Source organism: Arthrobacter sp. NPDC090010 (assembly GCF_044748305.1).
Classification (GTDB): domain Bacteria; phylum Actinomycetota; class Actinomycetes; order Actinomycetales; family Micrococcaceae; genus Arthrobacter_E.
On record NZ_JBIVFT010000003.1, the window covers coordinates 337,725 to 361,520 of the forward strand.

Annotated in this window: 19 protein-coding genes; 12 read left to right on the top strand and 7 right to left on the bottom strand. The window is 68.1% G+C overall.

The window, feature by feature from the left end:
- Positions 1–192 precede the first annotated feature (192 nt).
- Positions 193–1,674 (bottom strand): amino acid permease, encoded by a 1,482-nt coding sequence (locus tag ACIPXZ_RS07000; RefSeq protein ID WP_400591656.1) that lies wholly within the window; start codon positions 1,672–1,674, stop codon positions 193–195.
- A 359-nt stretch (positions 1,675–2,033) separates the two neighbouring features.
- A complete protein-coding gene (locus ACIPXZ_RS07005) occupies positions 2,034–3,038 on the bottom strand; it encodes a bile acid:sodium symporter family protein (protein WP_400591658.1) in 1,005 nt (334 codons plus the stop codon).
- Positions 3,039–3,387: 349 nt separating this feature from the next.
- On the opposite strand from ACIPXZ_RS07005, the gene ACIPXZ_RS07010 reads away from it, so the two are divergent.
- From ACIPXZ_RS07010 to ACIPXZ_RS07040, 7 genes are read left to right on the top strand one after another with little or no spacing between them, the layout of a single operon-like run.
- Positions 3,388–4,185 (top strand): MoaF C-terminal domain-containing protein, encoded by a 798-nt coding sequence (locus ACIPXZ_RS07010; RefSeq protein ID WP_400591660.1) that lies wholly within the window; start codon positions 3,388–3,390, stop codon positions 4,183–4,185.
- A gap of 2 nt (positions 4,186–4,187) precedes the next feature.
- On the top strand, positions 4,188–4,580 hold the full coding sequence (locus tag ACIPXZ_RS07015) for a nuclear transport factor 2 family protein (RefSeq protein WP_400591662.1): 393 nt from the start codon (positions 4,188–4,190) through the stop codon (positions 4,578–4,580).
- Positions 4,581–4,630: 50 nt separating this feature from the next.
- On the top strand, positions 4,631–5,797 hold the full coding sequence (locus ACIPXZ_RS07020; protein ID WP_400591663.1) for an ABC transporter substrate-binding protein: 1,167 nt from the start codon (positions 4,631–4,633) through the stop codon (positions 5,795–5,797).
- A 9-nt stretch (positions 5,798–5,806) separates the two neighbouring features.
- A complete protein-coding gene (locus ACIPXZ_RS07025) occupies positions 5,807–6,667 on the top strand; it encodes a branched-chain amino acid ABC transporter permease (protein ID WP_400591665.1) in 861 nt (286 codons plus the stop codon).
- A complete protein-coding gene (locus tag ACIPXZ_RS07030) occupies positions 6,654–8,423 on the top strand; it encodes an ATP-binding cassette domain-containing protein (RefSeq protein ID WP_400591667.1) in 1,770 nt (589 codons plus the stop codon). The genes ACIPXZ_RS07025 and ACIPXZ_RS07030 overlap by 14 nt, the downstream gene beginning before the upstream one ends.
- The gene (locus tag ACIPXZ_RS07035) at positions 8,420–9,109 is read left to right on the top strand and encodes an ABC transporter ATP-binding protein (RefSeq protein WP_400591669.1); all 690 of its coding nucleotides are present in this window, start codon (positions 8,420–8,422) and stop codon (positions 9,107–9,109) included. The genes ACIPXZ_RS07030 and ACIPXZ_RS07035 overlap by 4 nt, the downstream gene beginning before the upstream one ends.
- Positions 9,110–9,140: 31 nt before the next feature.
- A complete protein-coding gene (locus ACIPXZ_RS07040) occupies positions 9,141–10,769 on the top strand; it encodes an amidohydrolase (protein ID WP_400591671.1) in 1,629 nt (542 codons plus the stop codon).
- An 81-nt stretch (positions 10,770–10,850) separates the two neighbouring features.
- Here ACIPXZ_RS07040 and ACIPXZ_RS07045 read toward each other — a convergent pair whose 3' ends face one another.
- From ACIPXZ_RS07045 to ACIPXZ_RS07055, 3 genes are all read right to left on the bottom strand, one after another.
- A complete protein-coding gene (locus ACIPXZ_RS07045; protein ID WP_400591673.1) occupies positions 10,851–12,404 on the bottom strand; it encodes a GMC family oxidoreductase in 1,554 nt (517 codons plus the stop codon).
- 191 nt (positions 12,405–12,595) lie between these two features.
- Complete coding sequence (locus tag ACIPXZ_RS07050) at positions 12,596–13,708, bottom strand: GTP pyrophosphokinase family protein (RefSeq protein ID WP_400591674.1); 1,113 nt, start codon at positions 13,706–13,708, stop codon at positions 12,596–12,598.
- A 206-nt stretch (positions 13,709–13,914) separates the two neighbouring features.
- Complete coding sequence (locus ACIPXZ_RS07055; RefSeq protein WP_400591676.1) at positions 13,915–14,070, bottom strand: hypothetical protein; 156 nt, start codon at positions 14,068–14,070, stop codon at positions 13,915–13,917.
- Between the two features lie 347 nt (positions 14,071–14,417).
- Here ACIPXZ_RS07055 and ACIPXZ_RS07060 point away from each other — a divergent pair, with 347 nt between their 5' ends.
- Positions 14,418–15,350 carry a carbohydrate kinase gene (locus tag ACIPXZ_RS07060; RefSeq protein ID WP_400591678.1) on the top strand — a complete coding sequence of 311 codons (933 nt, stop codon included), beginning with the start codon at positions 14,418–14,420 and terminating at the stop codon, positions 15,348–15,350.
- A gap of 1 nt (position 15,351) precedes the next feature.
- Here the strand turns inward: ACIPXZ_RS07060 and lhgO are convergent, their stop codons facing one another.
- Complete coding sequence (gene lhgO / locus ACIPXZ_RS07065; protein WP_400591680.1) at positions 15,352–16,560, bottom strand: L-2-hydroxyglutarate oxidase; 1,209 nt, start codon at positions 16,558–16,560, stop codon at positions 15,352–15,354.
- 208 nt (positions 16,561–16,768) lie between these two features.
- On the opposite strand from lhgO, the gene ACIPXZ_RS07070 reads away from it, so the two are divergent.
- The 3 genes from ACIPXZ_RS07070 to ACIPXZ_RS07080 are packed head-to-tail and all read left to right on the top strand — an operon-like array spanning position 16,769 to position 18,959.
- Complete coding sequence (locus tag ACIPXZ_RS07070) at positions 16,769–17,299, top strand: YbhB/YbcL family Raf kinase inhibitor-like protein (protein WP_400591682.1); 531 nt, start codon at positions 16,769–16,771, stop codon at positions 17,297–17,299.
- Between the two features lie 2 nt (positions 17,300–17,301).
- Positions 17,302–18,168, top strand: coding sequence for an HAD-IIB family hydrolase (locus tag ACIPXZ_RS07075; RefSeq protein WP_400591974.1), 867 nt, complete (start codon positions 17,302–17,304; stop codon positions 18,166–18,168).
- Positions 18,165–18,959, top strand: a complete 795-nt coding sequence (locus tag ACIPXZ_RS07080; protein ID WP_400591684.1) for a glycerophosphodiester phosphodiesterase — start codon at positions 18,165–18,167, stop codon at positions 18,957–18,959. The genes ACIPXZ_RS07075 and ACIPXZ_RS07080 overlap by 4 nt, the downstream gene beginning before the upstream one ends.
- Positions 18,960–19,284: 325 nt before the next feature.
- On the opposite strand, the gene ACIPXZ_RS07085 is transcribed toward ACIPXZ_RS07080, so the two are convergent.
- Positions 19,285–20,208, bottom strand: a complete 924-nt coding sequence (locus tag ACIPXZ_RS07085; protein WP_400591686.1) for an endo-beta-N-acetylglucosaminidase H — start codon at positions 20,206–20,208, stop codon at positions 19,285–19,287.
- A 309-nt stretch (positions 20,209–20,517) separates the two neighbouring features.
- Here ACIPXZ_RS07085 and ACIPXZ_RS07090 point away from each other — a divergent pair, with 309 nt between their 5' ends.
- Positions 20,518–23,658: a GH92 family glycosyl hydrolase gene (locus ACIPXZ_RS07090; RefSeq protein ID WP_400591688.1), complete on the top strand. Its 3,141-nt coding sequence runs from the start codon at positions 20,518–20,520 to the stop codon at positions 23,656–23,658.
- The last annotated feature ends 138 nt before the right edge of the window (positions 23,659–23,796 follow it).

Genomic DNA, 23,796 nt, shown 5'->3' on the forward strand with positions numbered 1-23,796 from the left:
CGGGCGGCGGGGGCCGCCGCGCGGCCCCGCCGGGCCTGCTCTGGCCGGCGCCCCCCCCCCCCCCCGCCGGGCCCCCCCCCCCGGGGCGGCCGCCCCCCCCCCCCCGCCCCCCCCCCCCCCCCCACGGAACTAGCGGGCTCGGCGGGGATGCCGTGCTGAAACCAGCGAGCTCGGCCGGGCCGGCTGGGCGGCTCAGACGCCGGCAGGCAGCTCCGCTTTCTCCGAGGTGGTGACGCCGCCGTCCTCCACCGGAACCTTGCGGCCCTTGCCGTAGCGGAAGTGGAAGAACACGTAGCAGGCGATCGTGAACGGCACACCGAAGTACAGGGCCGCGACCTGCGTGGGGTCGAAGGCGATGCCGATCATGGATGCCAGGCAGGCGACGAACGCCACGATAGGCACCAGCGGGAACAACGGGGCCTTGTAGGGGAGTGTCGAGACGTCCCCGCCGTTACGCACGAAGGCGCGGCGGTGGAAGAAGTGCGATGCCGCGATGGACATCCACACGGCCACCGTGGCGAACGCCGCGATCGAGATCAGCACCAGGTACACCGTGGTCGGAGCGATGACGCTGCTGACGAGCGAGGCGAGGCCGCCCAGCAGGCTGACGACCAGCGCCACCATCGGGATGCCGCGTTTGGTCAGGCGGGCGAAGGCCTTCGGGGCGTGCCCCTGATCTGCGAGAGAGAACAGCATGCGCGCGCAGGAGTACAGCCCGCTGTTGCCGGCCGAGAGCAGCGCCGTGATGACGACGAAGTTCATGACGTCCGCGGCGTACGGAATGCCCAGCTCCGAGAAGACCGTGACGAACGGGCTCTCGTCCAGACCGGCCTTGTCGTAGGGGATGGTCGCCGCGATGACGGTGATGGCGCCGATGAAGAAGATCACCAGGCGCAGCACGGTGGTGCGCATGGCCCGGGGCACACTGCGGACGGGATCCGCGGTCTCGCCGGCCGCGACGCCGATCAGTTCGGAGCCTGAGAAGGCGAAGAGCACTGCCAGGACGGTGACGAGCACGCCCGTGAAGCCGTTCGGGAAGAGGCCGTGCGCCGTGTTGAAGTTCTCGAACAGCTGCGGGTAGTGGCCTTGTGCGGCGGGGTGGAAGCCGAACAGCGCGGCGCCGCCCAGGATGATCAGGCCGACGACGGCGGCGACCTTGATCATGGCGAACCAGAATTCGCTCTCGCCGAACACGCGGGAGGAGATGGCGTTCATGGTGAACAGCACGGCTCCGAAGATCAGGCAGAAGATCCAGACCGGAACGCCGGGGAACCAGCGTTGCATCATCACGCCTGCTGCGGTGAACTCGGAACCGATTGCCACGGCCCAGGTCAGCCAGTACAGCCAGGCGGTGGTGAAGCCGGTGGCCGGACCGATGGAGCGGGCGGCATAGATGTGGAAGGCGCCCGAGACGGGATAGGCGATCGCCAGTTCGCTGAGGCAGGCCATCACGAGGTAGACGACGACGGCGCCGATCAAGTAGGCGATGACGGCACCGAGCGGGCCGGCCTGGGAGATGGTGTAGCCGGAACTGACGAACAGGCCGGAGCCGATGACGCCGCCCAGACCGATCATCACGAGATGGCGTGTGTCCATGGACCGCCGGAGACCGGAGTTGTCGGTTTCGGACAGGGCGGCCGCGGAACCGGGTTCGGGGAGCGGGGCAGCGCTCATGGGTCCTCCGTGAGGTGTGACATCGGCAAAACGGGCACGCAGAGGCCTCCGGTGAGACCGGACTCTGCAGGGGTGCGGTCTTCAGGCTAGGGCGCGTAAGTCCCCGATGACCACGTTGGTGATCAAGCTAACACCGGGCCGTTCTGCTCCTGAGACGTTCAACACAGCGGTCAAACATCATTGCCGATGGACTCGAATGAGCGCTTTGAGCAACAGGAATGCTGATGCTTCGAAAGACTTGAAGCAAGTATTGCTTGGGATTGCTGTTATCGTGCCCCGCCCTGTTCGCCGAGTCCGCTATTCGAGGCGTGAATCCGCTACCCGGGCCAGCGGATTCACGCCCTCGGTAGCGGACTCGGCTAGGGGGTGGGGGTGGGGGAAGGGGTCTTGGTGGCGTCGTCACGGATGGGCTTCCTGGCGAGCCAGGCGGCGACGATCGCACCTGAGACGTTGTGCCACACGGAGAAGACCGCTGAAGGCAGCGCCGCCAGGGGGCTGAAGTGCGCCGTGGCCAGGGTGGCGGCCAGCCCGGAGTTCTGCATCCCGACCTCGAAGGCCAGGGCCCGGCGGGCCCTGTCGTCCAGGCGGCCGAGTTTCCCGGCCAGGTAGCCGAGGCCGAGCCCGAATCCGTTGTGGAGGACCACCGCCACGAACACGATCCCGCCGGCGGCCAGGAGTTTTGAGGCGCTGCCGGCCACCACGATGGCCACGATGAAGGAGATCACGAGCGCTGAAGCCCAGGGCAGCGCAGGCAATATCCGCGCCACGGCTTTCCGCAGGAACAGTCGCGCGAGCAGACCCGCGATGACCGGCAGCAGCACGGTCTTCACGATGTCCAGAACCATCCCGCCGGCGTCGATCTTCAGGAAGGATCCGGCGAGCAGCAGTGTGAGCGCAGGGGTGACGAGCGGTGCCACCAGTGTGGACACGGAGGCGACGGCGACCGAGAGGGCCACATCCCCCTTCGCCAGGAAGGCCATCACATTGGACGCCGTGCCGGAGGGGGCGCAGCCCACCAGGATGACGCCCACGGCCAGTTCGGGCGGGAGTTGCAGAAGCGTGGCGATCAGCCAGCCCGCGCCCGGCATGATCACGTAGTGCGCCACGAGACCGAGGAGCACCGCCCAGGGACGCCGTGCCACGGAGGCGAAATCGGGAGGCGTCAGGGTCAGGCCCATGCAGAACATGATGACGCCCAGCAGATAAGGGACTGCGGGGGCCATGGGTGTGAAGAGTCCGGGCGCCAGGAATCCGGCAAAACCCGCCACGAGGACGAGGATCGGGAACACGGTCACCGCCAGGCGGGCGACCTTCGCTTCGGTGGCCAGCGCGGGATTCTCCAGGGGCGTGTTCTCGGTGGACATGCCCTCATGCTGGCACGTCGATGGGTAGGGCACCAAAGCATTGCGGTGGCTCCCGTCTCACGGATTTGGTCCGCCCCAGGCCCGCCGAGCTCGCTGGTTCCTTGCGACTTCGCGTATTCAGTGCGCGATCCGGCAAGCAACTCGCGAGCTCGGCGAAGGGGCGGGGCGTTACCGGGCTGAATGTGAACAGGGACTTGCCCTCCAAGGAACGTCCGTTGACTGTCGGTGCCAGAACGATGCCCGTCCCTTGCCGGGGTTCCGCCCTCGATCAACGATGAAGTGACACAGCTAACACCAAGGGTCTGGCGCGAAGGGGATGGCCGCCGGCCCGAGGAGGGGGAGGAACATCGTGACAGCACTGATCGAACCCGACGCCGAGGAATGGCGCACCTACGACGAATTCGCTGCAGGAATCGACACCTACCGGTTGCCGAACGTCGATCTCTCCGGGACGGTCCTGGACATCGCGCTCGACGGCGGCACGGCGGTCCATCTCGCATTCGAGGGTGACCGGGTCACCTGGAACGCGACCGGAGACCTCGATGAGCCGGGCGCCACGGACCCCTACGACGCCGTCGCCGTCCGTGACGACGTCGTCTTCGTCAATCTCCCGCTGGAGAGCCGCGAACGCGAGGCGCTCACGCTCGTCTACTCGACAGCCACCCACCGGGCGACGCTGGTCCGCTCGCAGATCTCAGCGGAAGCCACCGAGGGCACCCCTCAGGTCGGCCAGACGTTCTGGGCAGGCACGGTCGGAGAGGAGGAACCGAGCGGCGAGGTGCCCGGTCCGAGCCGGGACCTGATCGGCAAACGGAACGTCTACCGCTACAGCCCACAGCATCTCTACGAGCATGTGTACATCTCGAGCCAGCGGTACGCCTGGCAGTGCCTTCAAGGCGTCCAGCGCGGCCACGGGGACATGGACCTCTCCACGGTGTGGAAGTTCGCCGACGGGCTGTACCTGTTCTGCTTCAGGGAGTTCCGCATCGCGGTGGCGAGCGTCTGGCTGCACGACCTCGGATACCAGTTGATGACCACCGGGATCTTCCTCGGCCTCAACGGCGCCGGGGAGTCGGAACACTCCCGGGCGGGCGGGCACATCTACCCGCTCGGCTCCGTTTCATACCCCGACGAACAGCCGGTGTGAACGTGGGACGCCATGCGGACATCATCCGCGCACACTATGCCGCTTCGGACCGTGGCGACATCGAGGGCATGATCGCGCCGCTCGCCGCCGACGTGGAGTGGACCGAGGCCGCCGGCTTCCCGTACGCGGGCACCTACATCGGCCCCGACGCCGTCGTGAAGGGTGTCTTCGCCCGGATCGCTGCGGAATGGGACGGCTACACCCTCGCGGTCGACGAAGTGATCGACGCCGGCGACGTCGTCCTTGGGATCGGCACGTACTCAGGCACGTACATCCGCACCGGCCGGTCCTTCACGGCCCGCGTCGCACACGTCTGGCGGCTGCGCGACGGCCGCGTCACCGCATTCGAACAGTTCCCCGACTCGGAACTCGTCGTGCGGGCCATCAACGATTGAAAACACCACGGACCGCCGCGAGGAAGCGGCGGACAAGCAGGAGGAACACCATGAAGAAGACAGCCCTGGGAACGTTCGCGGCCTTCGCCGCGGCCGCGCTCGCCTTGTCGGGTTGCTCGGGATCCGACAGCGGCGGTGGCGGAGGATCCATCGTGGTCGGTTCCGTCAACACCAAATCGGGGGCGGCCACCTTCCCCGAAGCCTCGCAGGCGGCGAAGGCCGTCTTCGACGCGTACAACGACGCCGGCGGACTGAACGGCAAGAAGATCGACTACAAGGCGCTCGATGACAAGGGTGATCCGGCCAGCGCCACCGCTGCGGCCCGTGAACTCGTCGGCTCAGATGAAGCGGTGGCCATGGTCGGTTCGGCGAGCCTGCTCGAATGCGATCTCAACTCCAAGTACTACGAGCAGCAGGGGATCGTCTCGATCCCGGGCATCGGCGTCGACACGGGTTGCTTCAACAGCAAGAACATCTCGCCGGCCAATGTCGGCCCGTACAACGACATGACGCTCACCCTCACCTACGGGTCCGAGGTCAAGAAGCTGGACAACATCTGCATCCTCCTGGAGATCGCCGGATCGACCCGGCCCACCTACCAGGCGGCCATCGACAAGTGGACCGCGACCACGGGCAAGAAGCCCAAGTACGTGGACGACACCGTGCCGTACGGTGCTGCCGACTACACGCCCTACATCGTCAAGGCACGCCAGCAAGGCTGCAAGGCGCTCGCGATCAACGGCGTCGAACCCGATGCGATCGCCCAGATCAAGGCCGCGAACGCGCAGGGCTGGAACGACGTCACCTGGCTCTTCCTGACCAGCACCTACAGCGAGAACTTCGCCAAGGCCGTCGATGACGCCGGGGCCGGGATCTACGTCCCCGCCGAGTTCTACCCCTTCACGGAGGAGAACGACATCAACAAGGAGTGGCGGGATCTGATGACCAAGAACAACATCCCGCTCACCTCCTTCAGCCAGGGCGGATTCCTCGCTGCCAAGCACTTCATCGAAGCGCTCAAGAACGTCAAGGGCGATGTCACCCGGGAGTCGGTGGCCCAGGCCGTCCGTGACACGGCTCCCGTGTCCAACCCGATGGTCGGCGATCCGTACAAGTTCGGTGAGGTCCCCAGCGCAGGCTGGCCCATCGTGCTCAAGAGCGGTACGCACAAGTGGGAGAAGGCCGCAACGGACTGGCTCCGGATCCCGAAGAGCTGAGGTCCCGGAATGCTTGAAGGCGCACTGTCCGGCCTCGCCGCCGGGGGTCTCTACGCGGTGCTCGGCGTGTGTCTGACGCTCATGTCCCGGCTCGTACGGGTGGTGAACTTCGCTCAGACGGCGACCGGCATGTTCGGAGGGTTCTGCGCGGTGCAGCTCGTCACCGGGAGCGGCTTGCCGGTCTGGCTGGGCTCGCTCCTCGGGGTGCTCATCGGCGGTCTTCTGGCCGCGGCGATCGGCTGGATCGCCGCGACCTGGCTGTCCGAGGCCAGCACCACGAACCGTTCGGCCATGACCGTCGGCCCCCTCCTGCTGCTCGTCTCCCTCTCATTCATCCTGTTCGGGAACAAGCCGCAGCCGTTCGCCCCGCTGATCCCCGGCCCGGCGGTGGTCGTGGGCGGGGTCGCGATCAGCTGGGTCGCGGTCGTCATGGTCGTCATGGCGATCGTGGTCGCTGCCGTCATGCACTGGCTGCTCACCAACACGAGCGTCGGGACGCGGCTGCGCGCGCTCAGTGAGCGTCCGACGACGGCGGAACTTCTGGGGATCCGTTCCCGTCCCCTCTCGATCGGGGTCTGGTTCATCACGGGCGTCATCAGTTCGGCGGCGATCATCATCGTGGCGCCGTCGCAGGCGAACGACGCCACGAGCCTTGCGATGCTCATCGTGCCCGCCGCCGCGGCCGCCCTCCTGGGAGGGTTCCGCCGGCTCGGTCTCGCCGTCGTCGGCGGCCTGGTGCTCGGTATGCTCTCGGGCCTGGTCGCCCAGATCGACGGCGTGGCGTTCATCCGGAACTTCCTGCCATTCCTGCTCATCGTGATTCTGCTGCTGTGGACGCAGCGCAAGGAGGTGTGGGATGCCGCGCGCTGACGTGTTCTCCTCCCGGCCCTGGTTCCGTTCAGGCTGGCCCGTGCTCGTGGCGATCCTCGCGATCGCCGTCGGCTATCTGCTCAGCATCGGGCTGTCCGGCTATTTCGTCTTCCTCGGAGTCTCCGCGATCACGGCCGCGATCGCGATCCTCGGGCTCGGGGTGGTCACCGGTTCGGCCGGGATGATCGCCCTGTGCCAGATGACCTTCGCGGCGATCGGCGCCTGGGTGGTGGCGGGCCTCAACCTGATCAATGCACCGGGCGGATTCGCGGTGTGGCTCATCGTCGGGGGCCTCAGCGCCGCCGTCGTCGGAGTCCTGGTGGGCCTGCCGGCCCTGCGTCTGCGCGGCGTCAACCTCGCCGTCGTGACCCTCGGGTTCGCGGCGGCCGCGGACGTGACCCTGGTTCAGCTGCAGTTCCCCGGTTCAGCGGACGGCGTCGCGGTGGCACGGCCGGATCTGTTCAGCACGGACCGCAAGTACTTCTTCTTCAGTGTCATCGTGCTCACGGTCTGCGCGCTCGGGGTGTTTTTCATCCAGCGCAGCCACATCGGATCGAGCTGGAAGTCCGTCGCGTTCTCGGAACGGGGCACGGCCTCCTCCGGGCAGAGCGTGCGCACCGCGAAACTCACGGCCTTCGCGGTCAGTGCGGCTCTCGGCGGTATCTCGGGAGGGCTGCTCGCAGGTCAGGTGCAGCTGCCGTTCGCGTCCAGCTTCACGCCGCTGCTGTCCCTCGCGCTGTACATCCTGGCCATCATGTCCGGGGCGCACCTGATCGACATGGCCATCTTCGGCGGCATCATGTGGGTGGCGGTACCGGAGCTGCTCAAGCGCTGGGGGATCCCGCAGGACTGGGGATTCGTGATCTTCGGCCTCCTCGGTGTCCAGGCGCTGACCAGCGGTTCCAATCTCGGCGAGGCCATCCGGGGCGGCATCGGCCGCCGACGTCGCTCCGCACCGGAGCACGTCGAGCTGAGTGAGGCGGAGTCCGCTGAGACTCCGGTGGAGGACTCGCCGTCGGCGGCCGCGCCACCGGTGGAGGGCGGCGCCCCGGTGCTGTCCGTGGAGGGCCTGACCGTCGAATTCGGCGAACTCAAGGCGTTGGACGGGGTGACCTTCCAGGTTCCGGCGAAGACCATCATGGGATTGATCGGACCGAACGGTGCCGGGAAGTCCACTTTCGTGGATGCACTCAGCGGCTTCCTGCCGGGTCACGGTGGCCGGGTCTTCCTCGGGGGCGTCGAGCTCGCCGGGATGACCCCGACGCAGCGGGCACGGCACGGGCTGCGGCGCACCTATCAGCAGGACCGGGTTCCTCCGGAACTCACGGTGGAGGCTTACCTCCGTTTCGTGGCGCGTCGGCGCCTGAGCCGCGAGGAGATCGACGGGACCCTGGCCTTCTTCGGCTGCCCCGCCGCGTCGGAGCGGTTGTCCCGGGTGGACGTCGGGACCCGCCGCATCGTCGAGGTCGCAGCCAATGTGCTCGCACGTCCGCAGGTGCTGATCCTCGACGAGCCCGCAGCGGGACTCTCCCATGAGGAACACCTCGCCCTGGCGAAGCGTCTCAAAGCGACGCCGGAACGTTTCGGCGTCACGATCATCATCATCGAGCACGATCTGGACCTGGTCCGTTCCGTCTGCCCCTGGCTCACGGTCCTCGACTTCGGCAAGGTCATCGCCTCCGGCCCACAGGCGGATGTCCTGGCCGATCCGGCGGTGCTCGCCGCATACATGGGCAAGACGGAGATGATTTCATGAATGCGCTCACTCTCAGCGATGTCGCCGTCAGCCGCGGTGCGGGGCCGGTCATCTCCGGCGTCTCCTTCACGGTGCAGCCCGGTGAGGTCCTGGCCCTCGTCGGTCCGAACGGGGCCGGGAAGACGAGTCTGATCGAATCGGTGTCCGGAGTGGTCACCAACTCGGCGGGTTCGATCCAGCTCGGCGGCACCCGGATCGACAAGCTCTCCCGCGTCCAGCGCGCACGGCTGGGGATCGTGCACATCGAGCAGGGCCGGGCCGTCTTCCCGTCGCTCACGGTGCGGGAGAACCTCTCCCTGACCGCCCGCACCCCCGCGGAACTCGACGCCGCCCTGGCGAACTTCCCGGAGCTGGAGAAGAGGATCGACTCCCCGAGCGGGCTGCTCTCCGGCGGGGAGCAGCAGATGGTCGTGCTCGCCCGGGCGTTCGCGGCGAAGCCGGCGTTCCTGCTCATCGACGAGATGTCCCTCGGTCTCGCGCCGGTGGTGTTCACCCGGCTCTTCCCCATCGTGGCGAAGATCGCCGAGACCGGCGTCGGGGTCCTGCTCGTCGAACAGTTCACTGAGCTCGCACTGGGGCTTGCCGAGCAGGCGATCGTCGTCGCGGGCGGCAAGGTGAGCTACAGCGGCCCCGCGGCCCGCTTGCAGGACGAGCCCGAGCTGCTGCACCGCGCTTACCTCGGCTGACCCGTTACCGACCCACCTCTGGAGCAATGACATGACCGCTGATCTCGTCCTCGTCGGTACGATCCGGACGGCCGACCGTGCCCGCCCCCTCGCGGAGGCGATCGCCGTCCGCGACGGCCGGATCAGCGCCGTCGGAACCGCGGAGGAGGTGCTCGCAGACGCCGGGCCCGGCGCCGTCGTGCGGGATCTCAGGGATTCCGTGCTGTATCCCGGCTTCGTCGACGTGCACAATCACCACGCGCTGGCCGGCCGTGCCGAGCTGTTCGAACTGGTGCTGGAACCGACACTGGACCTCGACGGGATCCTGGAGCGGGTCCGCGCGAAGGCCGCGGATCTGCCGGAGGACGCCTGGATCGTGGGCGGCGTGATCGCTTCGACGCTCCTGTCGACGTTCGCCACCACGGAGACCCGGCACCGCTTGGACGAAGCCGCCGGCGGACGGCCGGTGATGCTCGCGGAGGACTCCCGGCACAACCGGTGGGTCAGCAGCCGGGCGCTCGAACTCGCCGGGATCTCGGCGGACACGCTTCCTGCCGAGGGGGAGACGCTGCTGGACCCGGGGGACGGAACGCCCACGGGCGTGCTGTTCGAGGCTGCGGGGATCCCGGTCCAGGAGGCGTACGACGGCGCGGGCGGGCTGAGCGCCGCACAGCACCGGGAGGCTTCGCGCCGTGGGGTCGAGCTGCTCAGCGCGTACGGGGTCACCGCCTTCCAGGACGCCGGGGTCTCGCTCGAGATCCTCGACGCCCTGGCGGGCCTGGACCGGGACGGGGAGCTCAATGCGTGGGCGGTGAGCTCACTTCTGATCAACGACCCGATCTTCGGCTTCGACCCGGTCGGAACCCGCCTCATCGACCGTGGTGAGGAATTCCGGACGGTACATCACCGGCCGGACTTCGTGAAGATCTTCCTCGACGGGGTGCCCCCGGCCCGCACCGCCTCCTTCCTGGAACCCTATGTGCCTGACGCTGCACATGGAGCCCACTTCCACGGCTCCGCCACGATGACGGAGGAGGAGCTGTACGGTTGGCTCCGCGACGTCGCCTCCCGGGGTCTCGGCGCGAAGGTGCACTGCACCGGGGACGGTTCTGCGCGGCTCGTCCTGGATGTCGCCGAGCGGCTCCGGGACGAGGGGCTCGGCACTCCGCTCCAGATCGCGCACGGGCAGTTCCTGGCCGAGGCGGACATTCCGCGTCTGGCCGGCCTCGGAGTGTCCGCTGACATCTCCCCGTTCATCTGGTTCCCGGGTGTCATCCCGACGGCGCTGACCGCCGTGCTCGGTGAGCGTGCCGAGCATTCCCAGCCCAACCGGAGCCTGCTCGACACCGGGGCGCTCGTGGCGGGCGGTTCGGACTGGCCGGTGAGTGAGTCTCCCAACCCGCTGGAAGGCATCCAGGGTCTCGTGACCCGTGCCGATCCGCTCGGTCGTGCGCCAGGTGTGCTCTGGCCCGAGCAGGCCATCAGTGCTGAGGAAGCACTGGAGGTCTTCACCATCAACGCTGCCCGGGCGATGGGCCTGGATGCCGAGACGGGTTCCTTGGAGGCGGGCAAGTCCGCCGACTTCGTGATCCTGGACGAAGACTTCGTCGCCGGTGATCCGGAGCGCATCATCGACACCTCGGTCCAGGAGACCTGGTTCGCCGGCCGTCGCGTGCACTGAGCCTCGTGCCGGCCGGGCGGACCGGAAGAAAGGAAGGGCCGGGGGATCGGATCCCCCGGCCCTTCCTGGTGTGCGGTGGTCTCAGCCTTCGCGCAGGTCTTCCAGAAGCATCGCCGCCCCGCGCTCGCCGATCATGATGGCGGGCGCGTTGGTGTTGCCTGTCGTGATGGTCGGCATGATCGAGGCGTCGATGACCCGCAGCCCGTCCACCCCGCGCACGCGCAGCCGGGGATCGACGACGGCGGCCGCGTCCGAACCCATGCGGCAGGTGCCGACCTGATGGTGATAGGTGACGGCGGTGCGCCTCACGTAGTCCTCGACGTCGTCGTCCGCGACCTCCGGCCCAGGGTACAGCTCCTCGGCGCCCCAGGCCGAGGCGAGGGCGGGCTGCCGGCCGACGCGACGCATCTGCCGCACCGAGGCGGCGAGGGAACGGACATCCTCCTCCTCACTGAGGGCGGCCAGATCGATCAGCAGCGGATCGTCGAGCCCGGGGCCGGTGATCCTTAGGGCTCCCCGGCTGCGCGGCCGGATGATGCCGGCCATGAGGGAGAAGCCGTGTTCCGCCGTGGGAGGGAGCTCGTCCGAGAACATGGGCACGGAGAAGTGGATCGGCTGGGTGTCAGGCTCCGGAAGCTCCGGCAGGCTCCGCCAGAAGGCATGCGTCTGGGTCACCGAGACGCCCTCCTGCGGCGGTTCGACGGCGCGCGTCGTCGTGGTGAAGATGACGGGCGAGAGCAGGTGATCGTGCAGATTCCCGCCCACCTGGGGCGCGTCCACGACGGTGTCGATCCCGAGGGCCGTGAGCTCCTCGGCCGGGCCGATCCCGGAACGGAGCAGGATGGCCGGCGACTCCAGGGCGCCCGCGGCGAGCACCACGGTGTCTGCGCGCAGTTCATGGTCTCCCGAGGCGTCGCGGTACCTGACCCCGACCGCCCGGCCGTCCTCGATGATCACCGAGTGGACCTGAGCCCCGGTACGGATGTCCACGGCGTCGCGCACCGGTTTCAGATAGGCCATCCAGGTGTTGACCCGGCGGCCGTCCCGCAGAGTGACCTGTTCCTGGGAGACGCCGTCGAGAGATTCCCCGTTGTAGTCCGGGTTCCGGGGAATGCCTTCCTCGCCATAGGCGCCGATGATGCTCTCCTGAATGGGCGTCAGAGGGTAGTCGTCCGTGACGGGCAGCAGATCGTTCTCGATGGCCTCGTAGACCGGCTCGACCTCGGACCAACCCCAGCCGGGGCACCCGGAGGCTTCCCAGCCGTCGTAGTCGCTCGGGGCGCAGCGGACCCAGATCATCGCGTTCAGGGCGTGGGAGCCTCCGAGGACCTTGCCCCGGGGAAGATGCAGGCGGCGCCCTGCCGCGTGTTCCTGGGGGACCGTGTACCGATCCCAGTCTTCGGCGCCGTGCCACAGCTCGCCGGCCCGGGACGGCTCGTGGATGGCGGGGTTGAGGTCCTCGCCGCCGGCCTCCAGCAGGATCGTGGAGACGCCGGCGTCGTGCAGCCTTCTGGCGACGACGGAGCCCGCGGACCCGCCGCCCACGACGATCGCGCTGCTCGTTCCGGAACCCGGAGCGGCCTGTGTTCGGCCGAGCGGTGCTTGCCCGGCGGGCGTGAAATCGGACTCTGACATCTGTCGGCTCCTCGCGTCGCTTCCATGCCGCGGCGCGGCATCCCCACCATTCTGGGCCGAGGGGCGTGCCGGAGGCTTTGACGCAGCGTGCACAGCACCGTGCCAGGGGCGAATGATTCAGGGCAAGGGGCCGGGGTGGGTGCGCCGGTCCGGCGCATGGGCGGGGCCTTGGCCCGTGGTGGGTGGGGCCGTCAGGCCTCCGGGTGCACCGTCCGGTACCGCTCGATCTGCTTCAGCCGGCGACCCAGGGAATCCCGGCGCGGATGCGGTGTGGTGTCAGGGGCCTCCGCTGTCAGTTCCACGTGCTGCTGACCGTACTTCCAGAGCAGGAGATCGTCGAGGAGGCGGTCCGGCCCCGGGGAATAGCGGTGATCCAGGGCGTCCCGGACCTGCCGGATCCGTTCGGCACCGAGCAGTTCCGCCATCTGGATGGTGCGGTCCAGCCCATGCGCGGCCAGGAGCTCGGCGGCCCAGCCCCAATCGTCGTCCACCTTGCGGTCCACGTGCGGCAGAAGGGTCTGCCACACACGGCGGACCCGGTCCGGGGTGAGGGGGATGGCCCCGTTGCCGTCCTCGTCCCAGTAGCTGCGGACCTCTTGGTAGCTCTCCTGCAGATCGGCGAAGGCACCTTCCACCGTCTCCAGCATGGCCGCCGTCGCCGTGAACTGGCGGTCGAACTGCGGTGTCCAGGCTCTCGGGTCATCCGTCTTGAAGCGGATGTCGTGCTCGATCTCGCTCCAGGCGTGGGCGAACACCGTGCGGATCTGGCATTCGAAGAAGTAGCTGCCGTTCGGCGGGATGTCCGGGTTGAACAGCTGCTGGTACTCCTTGACCACCTCGTTCTGGATGGTCCGCAGGATCAGATGGCGGCTCGAGTAGCCGTAGGTGCCGGATTCGATCGAGCCGATGTCCTTCTCGCGGTCCCCGCGGCAGTCGAAAAGCTGCCGTTGCTTCTTGATCACATTCGCCACCGTGGCGTTGTCCGCGGGCAGCTTCGTGATGATGCGGATGCCGACCATGTCGTTGAGGGTGCGGAAGGGATCCGGGAACTTCAGGGCCGGCTGGCTGCCTGGCTCCAGTGGCGCTTCCAGACGGGAGATCTTCTCCTGGAAGGATTCCACGGTCTTGGTGCGGCCGGTGACGAACAAGGGGGTGACTTCGGAGGCCTTGAGGATGCCGCGCAGGGTGAGCAGGACGTCCTGGGTCACGAGCTTCAGGGACGGGCGGACCTTCCGGTAGAGGTCCACGTGTTCCTGCACGAGCGCCTGCTGCTCCTCGTCAAGCCGTTCCCAATTGCTCGCCATGCTGCCCAGCCTAGTACGGGCGGGGCCCGGACGAGTTCGCCAGCTTGGACGTACTGTGGATCGAGTTCGCTAGCTTGGGGGCTGGTCTTCGGTGACCTCGCTAGCTGAGTGCCATACCGCTCACAAAGGGCACGACTTCGCACGGAACTCGCGAGGTCGCGCGGGCGGGGCCGGGGGCGGGGCACAGTCGTGGACGCCGATGGTCGCTAGATGATCTGTCCCGAGCCGACCGTGCGCGACCCTTCCTGAATGGTGAAGATGGCACCGCTTGTGAGTGCGCCGTAGTCGATGTCGTATGGAAGATCGAGGACGACCTCTGCGGTTTCTCCGGGGCTCACGGTCGGGTGGGTTTCGCTCCGCATGATGACGCCGAGGTAGGGTCCCGCATCTACTACGAGGTGAGGGCGGAAACGACCATCTCCGAGGGAGACCGGTGACCAGCGTCCTCCTTGTTCGGCGGCAAGAAGCTGGATAGTGGCTTGGCGAGATTGCATACCGGCCTGATGTCTTTCGATTCTTTCCGTGGCGTTGGCCTGCAGCGGCGCGGAACTTGCTAGTGGTGGCCGAACCAGTCTGCGACGCCAAGCCTCGAGGATCAAGCAGCCTTGAGGATCAACCATCCTGCAGTTCAAGCACCCTGCCGACGCCTGCCGTTCACAATAGCGGGTTCACAATCCCACGAGGAGCCGGGTTAGCTACCATGAGGCCCATGCTCACAGTGATTGGCGAAGCCCTCGTGGACGTGGTCCGCGGCAGTACCGGAACCGCGGCGCATGTGGGTGGGAGCCCCCTCAATGTCGCCGTCGGGCTGGCCCGCCTGGACCATCCCGTGCAGTTCCTCGGAAGGTATGGGCAGGACGAGTACGGGGACGCCATCGCATCCCACCTGAAGGACGCTTCGGTCATGGTGCCTCTTCCTCCGGATGGTCTTCCCTCCAGTGTGGCGACGGCGACCCTGGATGACAGTGGCGCGGCGAGCTACGAATTCGAGCTGCTCTGGCAGCTGCCGGGCCTGGTCGAGCGGCTTCCCACCCTCCTGCAGGGCAGCACGCTCCTGCACACCGGGTCGATCGCCACGGTGCTCGAACCCGGTGCGGCCGATGTGCTGGCCGCCGTCGAGTTCGCCCATCCCGGCGTCACCATCAGTTTCGACCCGAACTGCCGCCCGAGCCTGACCACCGACCCGGACGCGGTGCGGGCACAGGTCGAACGGCTCGTGGCGCTCTCCGACATCGTCAAAGCCTCCGATGAGGATCTCGCGTGGCTCTACCCCGGAGCCGACGTCCGGGACTCCGCCCGCCGCTGGCTGACGCTGGGCGGCTCGGAGGCGCCCGCCGTCGTCGTGGTCACGCGTGGCGCCGAAGGTCCCTGGGCCGTGGCCGCTGCCGGTGAAGTGGAGGTCGCCGCGCCGCGTGTCGACGTCGTGGACACCGTGGGCGCAGGGGATTCGTTCATGGCCGCGCTGCTGTCCGGCGTGGTCGATGCCGGGTACGACGGCGTGCTCAACCGGGAGCGCCTGCGCAGGATCGGGCTGGAGCCACTGCGCTCGCTGCTCGGTGGGGCCGCCCGCGCGGCCGCCGTGACGGTGTCCCGCGCCGGGGCGAACCCGCCGAGCCGGAAGGAACTCGCGGAACGCGCCTGACTCATTCGGCCGTCTGGCTGAGGACCTCGTCAATCAGGTGCTCGGCGATGGCCAGGGACGAGGTCGCGCCCGGTGACGGCGCGTTGCGCAGATGCGTCACACGGCCCACGTGCTGGATCACGAAGTCGTCTACGAGCCGCCCGTCGGGACCGAGCGCCTGGGCGCGGATGCCGCGCGGAAGCCTTTCGAAGCGAGCGTCCTCCACCGCGGGCACATAGCGCGCCGCATCCCGGATGAACCGCCTGGCGGACAGCACGCCGTGAAGTTCGCGGCCCGCGGCTGCCAGGTTGCCCGCCGCGAAACGCCAGAAGCCCGGATCCCGGACGACGTCGAAGCAGTCGCGGGGATTCACGCCCAGCCCGCGGTAGATCTCCCGGGAGAAGGACAGGAACGCATTCGGGCCCACCGTCATGGCGCCATCCACTCGCTTGGTCAGATGAACTCCGAGGAACGGGTACTTCGGGTCAGGGACCGGGTAGACCAGACCGCGGGTGATGTCGCCGAAGCGCGGTTCGAGGATCAGGTACTGGCCGAAGAACGGCACGATCGACGGGGCGTTCGCGGCCCCGGAACGCCGGGCCAGCCGGTCTGATTGGAGGCCTGCGCAGCTCACGACGCGGTCGAAACGTTCCTCGCCCCGGGTGGAACGCAGCGTCACCCGGTCCGTGCGGGCCTCCAGCCCCAGGACTTCGGTGCCGAGGTGGATGACGGCACCCGCACGCTTGGCATCCTGCACCAGGGCGGCCGTGACCGCCGCGAAGTCGGCGATCCCGGTCTCCGGGGAGTGGATCGCAGCGATGCCCCGAGCCTCGGGTTCGACCTCCCGCAGCTCGGCCCCGTCGATGAGCCGGACCCCGGGCACGCCGTTCCGCTGCGCCCGCCCGAAGATCGCCGCGAGGCGTGGGCGTTCCTCCTCGGCGAGTGCGACGACGACCTTTCCGCACTGCTGATACGGGATGGAGTGCTCGGCGATAAACCCCGTGAGCAGGTCCACGCCGCGGCGGCAGAGCCGGGCTTTCAGACTGCCCGGTTCGTAGTACAGCCCGGCGTGAACGACCCCCGAATTGTGGCCGGTCTGATGCGCCGCGACCCGCTCCTCCTTCTCGAAGAGCACCACCTCGGCTCCCGGACGCCTCCGGGTCAGTTCACGTGCGACCGCGGCTCCGATGATCCCGCCGCCGACGACGGCGAATCGCTGGGAACTGACCATGCTGTCCTCTCTTTCGGCTTCTTCCGACCATAGACCGGGTGCCCTTCCGGGGCGGCTCCCGACGTCATATTGCTGTGCGATGCATGGAGGTCCGTCCCCTGTGCGGAGGCCCGTCGTCGTCGGCCGCTCGCCAGCAGGGCCCGCTTGCGGGGACAATGGCAGGAGAAGCCCGCCGTCGAGGCGGGGCAGGGACCGAAAGGAATACAGCATGACTTACGACCCCTATGCCGAACTTCCCGCGGTGGCCGCCTTCCAGGTGACCAGTGCGGATGTTCAGGACGGCGGTGTGTTCGCGCAGCCCCAGGTCAGCAAGGTTTTCGGGGCTGGAGGGGAGGACGCCTCCCCGCAGCTCAGCTGGGAGGGAGCGCCGGCGGGGACCCGCAGCTACGCCGTCACCGTGTACGACCCCGACGCTCCCACCGCCAGCGGATTCTGGCACTGGGCAGTGCTGAACATCCCCGCCGAGGTGACGAGCCTGCCCTCCGGCGCCGGTTCCCCGGACGGTGTCCTGCTGCCGGAGGGGGCGCTGCAACTGCGCAACGACGCCGGTTTCGCCGGCTACGTCGGTGCGGCCCCGCCCAACGGTCATGGCCCGCACCGCTACTTCATCGTGGTCCACGCCGTGGACGTCCCCGTCCTGGAAGTGGGCGCGGACGGCTCACCCGGCCTGCTCGGCTTCAACCTCTTCAGTCACAGCATCGGGCGCGCCACGCTGATCGCCAACTACGAACGCGCGTGACCATGAGACTCGTGGCCAGTGATGTGGACGGCACCATCATGGGTCACGACGGCGTGATCACCGAGCGGACGCGAGCCGCGTTCGCCGCGGTCCAGGAGGCGGGCGTCCAGGTGGTGTTCGTGACCGGACGTCCGACCCGCTGGCTCGCGCCGCTGGCCGAACAGCTCGGTCACGCGGGAACGGTCATCTGTTCCAATGGTGCGGTGGTCTGGGACATGCAGCAACGCGCCCTGCTGGGCGTCGAAGCGCTGGACCGGGAGGCGGTCCTCCGCTTGCAGGAGATCATCCGAGACGTTCATCCCGAAGCGGCCTTCGCGGCGGAGTGTGTCACCGGACTGCTGCTGGAGGACGGCTTCGCTCAGGCGCACGGGGACTCCCGCTTGAAAGAACAACGGAGCGCGAACCTCTCCGAGGCGCTGGGGGCGGAGGACAAGGTCGTGAAGTTCCTGGCCGTCTCTCCGGTTCTGACCGCGGAGGAGTTCCATGCGCTGGTGGCACCCGCCGTCGGGGACTTGGCGCATGTGACGCATTCGGACGCGCGCTTCGCGCTGCTGGAGATCTCGGCTCCCGGCCTCACGAAGGCCCGGACGCTGGAAAGCTATGCGACGTCCCTGGGGATCGCTGCCGAGGACGTGGTGGCGTTCGGGGATATGCCGAACGATGTCCAGATGCTCGAATGGGCGGGGGAGGGTTATGCCATGACCGGCGGACATCCTCAGGCTCTCGCCGCGACCGCACTCCGTGCCCCGGCCTGCGAAGACGACGGGGTGGCGCGCGTGCTCGAAGGAAAACTCAGAGAACTGGCCGGCGGAGGCGGGTCCTCCGGTGGGAATATGTCCGGCAACGTATCCATGGGAAGTGATGTATGAGTATCAAGGAATATTTCCGGAACCCCCGTGGTGAAGGCAAACCTCTGGTTCTGGCGCATCGGGGCTACTGCCGGGGAACCCTCGACGGGGTTCGTCTGGAAGGCCTGGAGAACACGCTGGAGTCCTTCCGCGCTGCGCTCGAACTCGGAGTGACGCACCTGGAGACCGATGTACGGCTGACTGCCGACGGAGAGCTGCTGTGCTTCCACGATCCGATCCTCGACCGAGTGACCGACAAGCCCGGCGTCGTCAGCAGGATGAGCTGGGAGGAGATCCGGCAGGCGAAGGTGCGCGGCCGGGTGCCGGTGGCCCGGCTGGCCGATGTGGTGGATCTCCTGCCGACCGCCAGGTTCAATGTGGACGTCAAGGATGCGGAAGCGGCGCAGCCCCTGGCCGCGTTGATCGAAGAGAAGAATCTCCAGGACCGTGTACTCGTGGCTTCCTTCTCGGACGCCACGCGTCGGGCGGTGACCCGCCGGGTGGCGTGGCCCGTGGCTTCGTCGGCGGGCAAGACCTCGACTGCGGCGCTCGTGGCCGGGAAAGTACTGCCCGGTGGCTGGCTGTCCGCCCTGGTGGACGACGTCGATGCGTTCCAGGTGCCGGAGAAGTCCGGGCGGATCCCGGTGGTGACTCAGGCGATGGTCGATCGGGCTCATGGTCTGGGCAAGCAGGTTCATGTCTGGACGGTCAACGAGGAGGAGGACATGGTCCGGCTCCTCGATCTGGGTGTCGACGGCCTCGTCACGGACCGACCGGATCTCGCGTTGCGCGTAGTGGACCAGCGGTTCTAGGAGGCCGACGGGCCCTGTGATGGCCGGCCCCGTGATGACTCGGCCTGGCCTGTGATGGCCCGGTCCGTGATGAATCCACCTGTGATGAATCCACCCGGCCGAACTCGCTATTCAGGTGCGAACTCGCTCGTTGAGTGAGCGGGTTCGCACCTGGCTAGCGAGTTCGGCGAAGGGTGGCGAAGGGTGAGAGGTCGTGGCCGGAGTGGTTCCCGGCTCCGCGGCCTGGCGGGGCCGAGTGGTTCAGGCCCGAGCTTTGGCCACTGTCGGCCCTTGTTCGGGTGCAAGCAGAGCCCTGGTGCAAGCAGAGCCTTGGTGCAGACGGTGCTCAGGAGTAGACGGCCGCGCTGCCGTAGAGCTCCTGGGTGAAGGAGGACAGCGTTGTCGCGTAGTTGCCGGCCCGGAGGTCGTACGTGACATAGACGCCGTAGCCGTCGGCCTTGGTGCGCTGCGCGAAGGACTTCATGGTGCTGGTGGAGGTGTTGTTCAGGTCCACCGCCGCCGCGGCGAGCCGGTCCGCGCCCATGCCGTCGATCACCGGGGCGTTGTAGCTGCCGTAGTAGGGGTTCCAGGCGTAGTTCACCAGGTCACCGGCGCGCTGGCCGCCATAGGAGAGGTGCTGCGACGCCGGGCCGATGTAGTAGAAGGTGATCAGTTTGTCCGGCAGCCGCTTCCGCAGCGCGTCCAGCAGGTACACGAAGGAGAAGTCGTTCGGCTGGCCGGTGCCGTTCTTGCCGTACTCGGCCCACTCGTCGTCGAAGTCGATGCCGTCCAGGCCGTACTGGGTGACCGTGGCGGCGAGCTGGGCCGCGAAACGATCCGCGGAGGCGTAGTCCGGGAAGTTCGCGAAACCGGCACCCTGGTGATTGCCCAGGATGGACAGCAGGACCTTGATGCCCTTCTGCTGCAAGGGGCGGATGGTGGTCGCTGCCGAGTCGAGCGTCGCCTGAACCTGAGGATTGTTGTAGAGCACGGCGTTCGTGCCGTCGTAATTGATGTTCGCAGCGAAAATCACCGCGAAGTCGAACACCGGAGCGCCGCTGCCGGCCAGCGTGTAGCGGCCGACATTGGCCAGGCTGTTGCTGTTGACCTCGACGTAGGCCACGCTCTTGATGCGTCCGGTGGCCGTGGTGGCCGACGGGGAGGCCAGGGCGGGCGCCGTTCCGGCGGCTCCGAGGAGCACGGCTCCGCCGAGTCCGCGCAGGAGAGTCCGCCGGGGGAAGGGGGTGGGGGTGGAGCTGGGTGTCGTCATGGACAAGTCCTTTTCGTCGATCCGAGATGGAGATGAGGGTCTTGCATCATTGGTTCCCGCCCTGCCCCCGGTCCGGCCGAGCTCGCTGATCCCGTGCCACCTCGCTCATTCGGTGAGCGATATGGCACGAAACTAGCGAGTTCGGCGATGGGGGTGGACCTGAACAGCTTTGGGGGTGGACCGGGACAGAACCGGACGGGAACCCCAGTGGGAGAAACTCTGATCGACTAAACCGTTATAGTCAAGAGCTTTCTCTCGACTTTCTGTTTAGCTATAGCGGTTTAGTTACTCGCTGGATAGCATCTGGACATGCAGTCCAGCCCTCTCCGCACCGGTGGCCCCTCTCGCACTTACAACTCGCTCCCCGGCGTGGGACTCGTCTCGCCCGAGGCATCGCGCATCGCCGGAACCGGCTCTTGGCAGGAGATTCCGGCCCCGGACATCCAGAGCCGGGCCATCGCCCCCGGCGAGGAACTCGTCTACGACTGGTTCCCGGAAGCCGGCCCCACCCTGCGCTCCCGCTGGAACGCCACGGCCTTCGCCGTCGACCTGGAGTTCGACGACGGTTCGCGCCTCAGCTCGTTGCGTGCCCGTGACGCTGCGGGGACCGCACTGGAACCCCGGGCGCAGCTGGCTTCCCGTCGTCATCTGGTGGATCAGTGGAATCGCCAGAGAGTGGATCTGCAGCCGTTCGAGGGAAGGGTCGTCGCCCGAGTCCTGTGCTGGCTGGAGGGAGACGAGGCCGCCGCCGTCTGGCTCGACGGGCCGCGGATCCGACCGGTTCCGGAGCGGGCGGCCGATCCGTTGGAACGCGTGCTCGCGACCCGCGGCAGCCATTCGAGCGACCGTTTCTCCCGTGGCAACACCGCCCCGCTCGTGGGCCTGCCGCACGGTGGCGTGTTCGGCCTCCCCATGACCGATGCCGCGGCGGGCAATTGGCCGTACGCCTATCACGCGCACAATCGCCTTCCCGGGAACCGGCCAGCGCTGGCGGCCTTCGCCACTTCACACCTCCCGAGCCCGTGGATCGGGGACCGGGGCGTCTTCCAGCTCATGCCGAGCCTCGACGCCGCACCCGCCACGGATCGCGAGGCCCGCGCCCTGAGTTTCAGCCACGATGCTGAAGCGGCTCGGGCGCACGAGTACCGCGTGACCTTCGACAACGGTCTCCGCGCCCGGATGACTGCGGGGAACTTCGCCCTGGGACTGCGCTTCGACGGTCCCGAGCCGGTGCGTTCCGTGGTGCTGGACCACCTCGGAACCGTCACGGACGTGTCCTTCCGAGAAGAGAGCGGGGCATCCTTCCTCGACGTCGTGGTGCACGACGGCGGGAACCGCCTTCCGCATTACGTCCACGTTCGCTTCCCCGCCGGTTCCACCGCTCATCTCCTCCGCGAGCCCGCAGGGCAGGACGGCATGCCCGACGGCGCCCTGCGGCTGGGAGGCCACGTGGCGCTTCCCGGCGCGGCCGGCGTCGCCGACGTCGTGCTGGGTGTTTCGACAGTGGATGCCGGACAGGCGGCCGCCAGCCTCGCCGCGGCCGGTGACTACGACGCCATGCTGACCGCCGCCCAGGACGCCTGGCGGGAGAGCCTCGGCGTGCTGGAGGTGGAGGGACTCACGGCCGGGCAGGAGCAGGCGATCCGGTCCGATCTGTACCGCCTGTTCCTGTACCCCAATCGGCACGACGAGCCCGCGCCGGACGGCAGCCCGCGGTACCGGAGCCCCGTCGACCATGTCCTGCGGGAGGGACGTTTCGGGGCGAACAACGGATTCTGGGACACCTACCGGACCTGCTGGCCCCTGTACGGGCTGCTCGCGCCGGGCCGCGCGGGTGGCCTCGCCGATGCTTTCGTCCAGCACTTCCGGGATTCAGGCTGGACCAGCCGGTGGAGTGCGCCCGGACCGGTGGATTCGATGACCGGTACCACCACGGACACGGTCTTCGCTGATCTGGTGGCCGGCGGTGTCACGGACTGGGACGTGGCCGGGGCCTACCGTTCGGCCTTGATCAACGCGACAGTGCCGGCGCCGCGTCCCGAAGTGGGCCGCAAGGGGCTCGCGGAGGGCCGCTTCCGGGGCTTCATCTCGACCGAGGTCCATGAGGGCATGTCCTGGACCTTGGACAACGCGATCAATGACTGGGGCGCCGCGGTGCTGGCCGGGTGGCTTGCGGAGGGCGAGGGCGATGACGTGCACCGTGCGAGGCTCCGCACCGAGGCCGAGTATCTGGCGCGTCGCGCCCTCGGGTACCGCAACGTCTTCCATCCGGGTCTGGGATTCTTCCTGGGCCGCGGTCCGGACGGTGCCTGGCGGCTCTCCGAGGACGAGTACGACCCGGAGGTGTGGGGCTATGACTACACCGAGACGAACGGCTGGGGTACCGCGTTCACCGCACCGCACGACGGCGCCGGGCTGGCCCGGCTGCACGGTGGCGAGGATGGCCTGTGCATCGCCCTGGACGCGTTCTTCTCACGGCCCGAGACGGCCGATCCGGCACTGGCCGGGTCTTACGGATTCGTGATCCATGAGCAGACCGAGGCTCGTGATGTGCGGATGGGCATGCTCGGCCTGTCCAATCAGCCGGCGCACCACATCCCGTACATGTACTGCTTCACGGGTCAGCACGACCGGGCCCACCGGCTCGTCACCACTGCTCGCGACCGGCTGTTCGGCGGTTCGGAGATCGGCCAGGGGTTCCCGGGAGATGAGGACAACGGTGAGATGTCCGGCTGGCACCTGTTCGCCTGCCTGGGGTTGTACCCCTTGGTCCCGGCGTCCGGGCGGCTGCTGTTGACGCCGCCGCTGGCATCGCGGACGGTCCTGCGGCCGCTTGGCGGTCAGGAGCTCGTGATCACCGCCGAAGGCGCCGGGAAGCCGTACATCTCCTCGGTGTGTTTCAACGGGCGTCCCTGGAACCGCGTGGACATCCCGCGAAGCCTCCTGGCGGCGGGCGGACGGCTGGAGTTCGTGCTTTCGGACCGGCCGTCCGGCTGGGCAGGGGATTCGCGTCCCTGGTCCCTGGCCGGTGAGGACGCGCACGAGGTGCTCGGTGCGGCGCTGCCCGGGCTGGGGCTTCCGGACCGGCCGTGGCGGGATCTGCTCTCTTCGGTGCCGGGCTTCGTGACGGACGACGCCGGGGCCGCGCCGCTCGCCGTGGCTGCCGGTGAGAGCGTGGTCGCCGAGCTGGTGGGGGAGACTCCGTTGCCCACGCTCTACACCGTGACGCTGCAGGACGCCCAGGAGGCGTCGTGGCGTGTGGAGGCGCGCGACGTCGCCGGTGAATGGCATCTGCTGGACCACCGCGAGGGCGAGGAGTTCGAGCGTGAGGGGCAGGTGCGGCCCTTCCGCCCGGCCGACGACGGTGCGAGCCGGGGGGCGCTCTTCACGGCCGTCCGCTTCACGGCGCTGAGTCCTCTGCGGCTGGTTCAGCTGGAGATGCTGGAGTAGCCGTGCTGGGTGGTTGGCGACTGCGGCGCGGCGCCTCAATGTTCGCCTTCGCTGAGTCCGCTGTTCGGGGCGTGAATCAGCTACCCCGGGTAGCTGTTTGAAGCCCCGAACACCGGTACCACCGAAAGAAGCCGGACG

Bases quoted from the DNA above. Each gene is read 5' to 3' on its own strand.
- ACIPXZ_RS07000 (WP_400591656.1), bottom strand. From the start codon at position 1,674: ATGAGCGCTGCCCCGCTCCCCGAACCCGGTTCCGCGGCCGCCCTGTCC.
- ACIPXZ_RS07005 (WP_400591658.1), bottom strand. From the start codon at position 3,038: ATGTCCACCGAGAACACGCCCCTGGAGAATCCCGCGCTGGCCACCGAA.
- ACIPXZ_RS07020 (WP_400591663.1), top strand. From the start codon at position 4,631: ATGAAGAAGACAGCCCTGGGAACGTTCGCGGCCTTCGCCGCGGCCGCG.
- ACIPXZ_RS07025 (WP_400591665.1), top strand. From the start codon at position 5,807: ATGCTTGAAGGCGCACTGTCCGGCCTCGCCGCCGGGGGTCTCTACGCG.
- ACIPXZ_RS07030 (WP_400591667.1), top strand. From the start codon at position 6,654: ATGCCGCGCGCTGACGTGTTCTCCTCCCGGCCCTGGTTCCGTTCAGGC.
- ACIPXZ_RS07035 (WP_400591669.1), top strand. From the start codon at position 8,420: ATGAATGCGCTCACTCTCAGCGATGTCGCCGTCAGCCGCGGTGCGGGG.
- ACIPXZ_RS07040 (WP_400591671.1), top strand. From the start codon at position 9,141: ATGACCGCTGATCTCGTCCTCGTCGGTACGATCCGGACGGCCGACCGT.
- ACIPXZ_RS07045 (WP_400591673.1), bottom strand. From the start codon at position 12,404: ATGTCAGAGTCCGATTTCACGCCCGCCGGGCAAGCACCGCTCGGCCGA.
- ACIPXZ_RS07050 (WP_400591674.1), bottom strand. From the start codon at position 13,708: ATGGCGAGCAATTGGGAACGGCTTGACGAGGAGCAGCAGGCGCTCGTG.
- ACIPXZ_RS07055 (WP_400591676.1), bottom strand. From the start codon at position 14,070: ATGCGGAGCGAAACCCACCCGACCGTGAGCCCCGGAGAAACCGCAGAG.
- ACIPXZ_RS07060 (WP_400591678.1), top strand. From the start codon at position 14,418: ATGCTCACAGTGATTGGCGAAGCCCTCGTGGACGTGGTCCGCGGCAGT.
- lhgO (WP_400591680.1), bottom strand. From the start codon at position 16,560: ATGGTCAGTTCCCAGCGATTCGCCGTCGTCGGCGGCGGGATCATCGGA.
- ACIPXZ_RS07070 (WP_400591682.1), top strand. From the start codon at position 16,769: ATGACTTACGACCCCTATGCCGAACTTCCCGCGGTGGCCGCCTTCCAG.
- ACIPXZ_RS07075 (WP_400591974.1), top strand. From the start codon at position 17,302: ATGAGACTCGTGGCCAGTGATGTGGACGGCACCATCATGGGTCACGAC.
- ACIPXZ_RS07080 (WP_400591684.1), top strand. From the start codon at position 18,165: ATGAGTATCAAGGAATATTTCCGGAACCCCCGTGGTGAAGGCAAACCT.
- ACIPXZ_RS07085 (WP_400591686.1), bottom strand. From the start codon at position 20,208: ATGACGACACCCAGCTCCACCCCCACCCCCTTCCCCCGGCGGACTCTC.
- ACIPXZ_RS07090 (WP_400591688.1), top strand. From the start codon at position 20,518: ATGCAGTCCAGCCCTCTCCGCACCGGTGGCCCCTCTCGCACTTACAAC.